Source organism: Rhodopseudomonas sp. BR0C11, from assembly GCF_010820945.1.
GTDB classification, from domain to species: Bacteria; Pseudomonadota; Alphaproteobacteria; order Rhizobiales; family Xanthobacteraceae; genus Rhodopseudomonas; species Rhodopseudomonas palustris_H.
In genome coordinates this window covers 1-4,158 of the sequence record NZ_QTKI01000416.1, presented here as the reverse complement: position 1 = coordinate 4,158, position 4,158 = coordinate 1, and the positions used below count along the sequence as shown (strand labels likewise).

Genomic DNA, 4,158 nt, shown 5'->3' with positions numbered 1-4,158 from the left:
CCTCCCGCCGCTGGATCAATGAAATCGACACTCATCAATTTCACCGGAAAACGAAAATCAACACCACAGAGCCACTAATAACATTCTATATTATTGCAGACCGGACAATCTGCAATCCAATTTAGGTATTAGGTTCGTCGCCCGTAGGGCGGATTAGCGAAGCGCAATCTGCCCTCCTCATTGGCCGCACATCGGCGAGACTTCTTCGACCCACATTCAACCCAACGTCGAGTTGCACCTCTGCTCCATCACGTGCCAGCCTGAACCGATTGTTTTGGAGTTTAAGCATGGCGGCATTTCTCAAGATTGTTTCGAGCGCTTATCTCGTTCTGGTTTGGCTGTCGTTCTTCATCGGACTACAGGCGCCTTTATCCCGCGAATTGCAGATACCTGTGGGCGGCGCCACCATCCTGCTGTTCCTGATCGCAGTGCTGCTGTCGATCCCCGGTGTTGCGCTGTTCGCGTTCGGCCAATTGGTCGGCGACGTCAGGGCTATTCGCAATTCTTGCCGGCAGCCGCAGCAGTAACTCAGTCCGCGCAATACGTGCGCACCGACGATCTGCCGCGTCTCTATCTATCTTTCGGAACTTCTATCGAGCTACGAACGACGCGATAGAACACGTATCGATTTTGAGATTTATGCAATCATTTTCGAGAGGATCTAATAACGCTGATCGCGACAGGAAACATCAATCTGCCCTACGAGGTGCTGGGGGTCGTCCATGCCACCGTCAGCCGGACACCGACATCAAGCGGCTGCGGCCATGCCGGCGGACTTCCGATTCAGGAAGCCTACGAAGAGGTGACACAGGCGCTGTACGATGCGGCTCTCGCGTCCGGTGGTGACGGCGTCATTCACGTCGGCTACGACTACCGCATGTCGAGCGCCAACCTCGGATGCAACAACACTCAGCCGGTGTTCGAGGTATACGGTTGGGGTACGGCGATCAGAACGATCGGATGATATTGATCGCCAGGATTTGCTGCTGGGCCGTCCGAGCCGCAGCCCGTAGGCCAGTCCCCCGCCTGATTGAGCCCGTCGCGGCACGGCTCGCAATTGGGACAATCAGACTGTATCGCCGCTTTTTGTCTCAGCACACCAAGCGCACTTGCCTATTCAATCCAACCTGTTCGCAACGGGCGCTAGAGGCGCTAGAGCAGTACGGCTTTTCTGAGGGCATTAAGCTCGCTGCCGCACAAATCAATCGTTGTGGCGGCAGCTACAGATTGAGCGTCACTGCGTCGGGCGAGACGTGGCTCGTGACCTCGGATGGCCTGCGATTTGGCCCCGATGAGATCGCAGATGTCTTGAAGGGCCAACACACTCACATGTTGAGATAGCGGTAGAAATCACGAACCAACTACCATGCGCCGTTCCAAGCAACTGTACATCTATGCAATTTTTGAGCGATGAGGCCACGATGGAAGGCGATCTAGATAGTTCTGACGAGTTCTTTGAACGATTCAGCCAACACCTATCGCAGATAGACGAGATAGCAAGCATTGTGCTGCGAGGGCACCTTCTCGTTGAGCAAGACTTAGATTCCGTGATTGAAGCAATCTTCTTCTACCCCCAGTATGTCACCCGGCTGAGCTTCGAAAGAAAGATCCAGATAGCAAGGGCAATGGCCCTACGAATGCAAGAGGATCCAGCCTGGGAAACGTTGAGAACGCTTAATCTGCTTAGAAATGGAATCGCACATAGTTCCGATATCGACGACAGGCGAAAGAAACTCGCCGAATTGCGTCATGCCTGCATGAAGCAGATGAATCCGGAAGCACAACGACAACATGAAGGCGATTCGGACAAGGAGATCGTAATTCTCGGATGCGCGCTTTGCTGCGGTCACCTTGCCATTTTGGAGGAAGCACTGGTCGAAATGCACGCTGTAATCCGAGAACTTGATGAAGAAATCCACCCACATCTGCAGAGAATGCCGATAAAGTCGGTTCGTGAAGGATAGTCAGCCGCGCTTCCGACGTGTGTTGTTCGATGGTCGGTGCGCAGACATCGAGTCGTGGGATCTGGTGCGACGGATCAAGTCTTTCCTACGAGCGACAATCAGATATCCTCATCAGCAAGCGTCACTGCTGAGCGCAGCGATCCAACTCCTTTATGTCTCAGCATTTAGGTATAGAAAGTGAAGGCGATTATGGATCCGCTGGAGGCATTCATCGACGAGACCATCCAGATTTCGTTGAGCAAGGGATATCCTCCGACAACGTTTCAGCGGATGCGCCGACAGTATGGGACAGTTAGTGCCATTGAAAGGTTAGTGACTAAGGGAGAGATACAGAGTGGGTTCAAGAAATTGTTGAGCCTTGGCCTGAAGGACTGGTCAATTGAAGCCGCCGTGCTCAAGTTTCCGGAACGTTTCAGCATAGATGCGCGCGAGTGCGCTGAATTCCGGTTACGGGCCGCTGAGCAGGGCCTCATCTAGTCTTCGAACGGCCCCGTAGGGCTGATCAGCGCAGCGGCATCCGCCGCCTTCAAGCCGTCACGTATCGGCGGGTTACGCCTTCGGCTAACCCGCCCTACGCTCTGATCACGTCGCGGCGATTCCTGTCACAACGTCGAGATTCCGGGTTCGCTCTCTTCGCGAGCGCCCCGGAATGACCTGCTTTCGGACAAGTCATCCTCTCTCCACGTCATTCCGGGGCGCGCGGAACGCGGGCCCGGACTCCATACTTACGGGCACCCCCGCGTCGCTGCCCCGCATTGACAGGGGCGCGCGGTGCGGCGGAGACTTCGGCCATGGCGTATTTCTGGCTTCTGATCGCGATCGTGGTCACCGGCGGCGTGGCGGCGATCGTCAACGACACTGCGTATAGCGGCGAACTGTTCGACTCCTCCACGGTGGTCGGCGTCGCGATGCTGTCGGCGCTGACGCTGTTCGTCGGCCGCGGCATGCTGCGCGGGACCAGCACCAGCCAATGGCTGAACCACGCCTTGATCTGGGCCGCGATCGTGCTCGCCGTCGCGGTGGCATATCGGCTGTGGCCGATGCTGAGCTGAGCGGCTTTCAGGACCGGTGACGAGTTTGGCTGATCGACCGGTTCGGCGTTCTCGGCTCACGGATTAGGTTGGACCATTCGTTGATCCAGGGATCGAGATTCCGGGTTCGCTCGCTTTCGCGAGCGCCCCGGAATGACTCGTTGAAAGCGCGCACTGACGCAACACGGAGCGACATAGAGGCGCGGGGCCGGCGCCGGTTGCGCCCGACCGTCGCCATAAAGCGCTCGCTAGGCTCGCGGCGTGAGACCAGCCGGGTGCTGCCCGCCGCGAACGCTCGGCGCAGCATTCCGAGCGCTGCCCCGCTGGCGGGGGGCGACAACAGGACGGCCACGATGACACCAACCACCTTCCGGATCGAGCATGGGCTGCGGCCGCAGCATCGGGCGCAGGCTGCCGCCGGCTATTGGGCGGCATTCGCGCGCAAGCTGCATTATTCGCTCGGGCCGCGGCGCCAGGCCGTCGCTTTGATCCGGCGGATACTGGATGCCAACTACGCGATCAGCGCCGTCGCCGACGACGGCCGCTTCCTCGGCGTCTCCGGGTTCAAGACGCCGGACGGCGCCTTCGTCGGTGGCGGGTTCGGCGATATCGTGCGGATCTACGGCCCGGTGCAGGCGGTCTGGCGCGGGCTGCTGCTGAGCATCCTGGAGCGCCCCTGCGAGCGCGGCACGCTGCTGATGGACGGCATCTTCGTCGATGAACAGGCCCGCGGGCTCGGCGTCGGCACCGCGCTGCTCAACGCCGTCGAACAGCACGCCGCAGCCTGCGGTCTCAAGGCCGTGCGGCTCGACGTGATCGACAGCAATCACGGCGCACGAAAGCTGTACGAGCGGCAGGGCTACCAGGCACGCGGCACGCAATCGCTCGGCCTGCTGGAGCCGCTGTTCGGCTTCCGCAGCGCCACCACGATGCTGAAACAGCTCAGCCGCTGATCGCGCGCGTCGCGGCTGATGGGGGTCGCTACGCGCGCCCCATCCGACCAGCCCAGCGTCTTTTTCTCTTCGTCTTTCGCCCCTCGCCACGCGTCCGGCCATTCGGGGGCGCGAGGTGATTTGACGCCGCGCAAGGAAGCCGAAGGCGCAGCGCTCCTCAATGGCGGCAGAGGATTGGCTGATCGCATTACTCCGTCTAAACCTGCGCGG

The 4,158-nt window shown here is 59.3% G+C and carries 7 protein-coding genes; all 7 read left to right on the top strand.

Annotated elements, in window-relative coordinates; genetic code table 11:
• The first annotated feature begins 287 nt into the window (after window positions 1–287).
• The 7 genes from DYI24_RS22475 to DYI24_RS22445 all read left to right on the top strand — a co-directional run bounded on the left by DYI24_RS22475 (window position 288) and on the right by DYI24_RS22445 (window position 3,948).
• On the top strand, window positions 288–527 hold the full coding sequence (locus DYI24_RS22475; RefSeq protein WP_164573909.1) for a hypothetical protein: 240 nt from the start codon (window positions 288–290) through the stop codon (window positions 525–527).
• Window positions 528–706: 179 nt separating this feature from the next.
• On the top strand, window positions 707–964 hold the full coding sequence (locus DYI24_RS22470; RefSeq protein ID WP_164573908.1) for a hypothetical protein: 258 nt from the start codon (window positions 707–709) through the stop codon (window positions 962–964).
• Entirely contained in the window at window positions 898–1,341 is a 444-nt protein-coding gene (yidD, locus tag DYI24_RS28830; RefSeq protein ID WP_502706364.1) for a membrane protein insertion efficiency factor YidD, read from the top strand. The genes DYI24_RS22470 and yidD overlap by 67 nt, the downstream gene beginning before the upstream one ends.
• An 80-nt stretch (window positions 1,342–1,421) precedes the next feature.
• Window positions 1,422–1,964: a hypothetical protein gene (locus DYI24_RS22460; protein WP_164573906.1), complete on the top strand. Its 543-nt coding sequence runs from the start codon at window positions 1,422–1,424 to the stop codon at window positions 1,962–1,964.
• Window positions 1,965–2,141: 177 nt separating this feature from the next.
• A complete protein-coding gene (locus tag DYI24_RS22455; protein WP_164573905.1) occupies window positions 2,142–2,441 on the top strand; it encodes a hypothetical protein in 300 nt (99 codons plus the stop codon).
• A gap of 314 nt (window positions 2,442–2,755) precedes the next feature.
• Complete coding sequence (locus DYI24_RS22450) at window positions 2,756–3,016, top strand: hypothetical protein (protein WP_246701346.1); 261 nt, start codon at window positions 2,756–2,758, stop codon at window positions 3,014–3,016.
• Between the two features lie 332 nt (window positions 3,017–3,348).
• On the top strand, window positions 3,349–3,948 hold the full coding sequence (locus DYI24_RS22445) for a GNAT family N-acetyltransferase (protein ID WP_164573903.1): 600 nt from the start codon (window positions 3,349–3,351) through the stop codon (window positions 3,946–3,948).
• Window positions 3,949–4,158 lie beyond the last annotated feature (210 nt).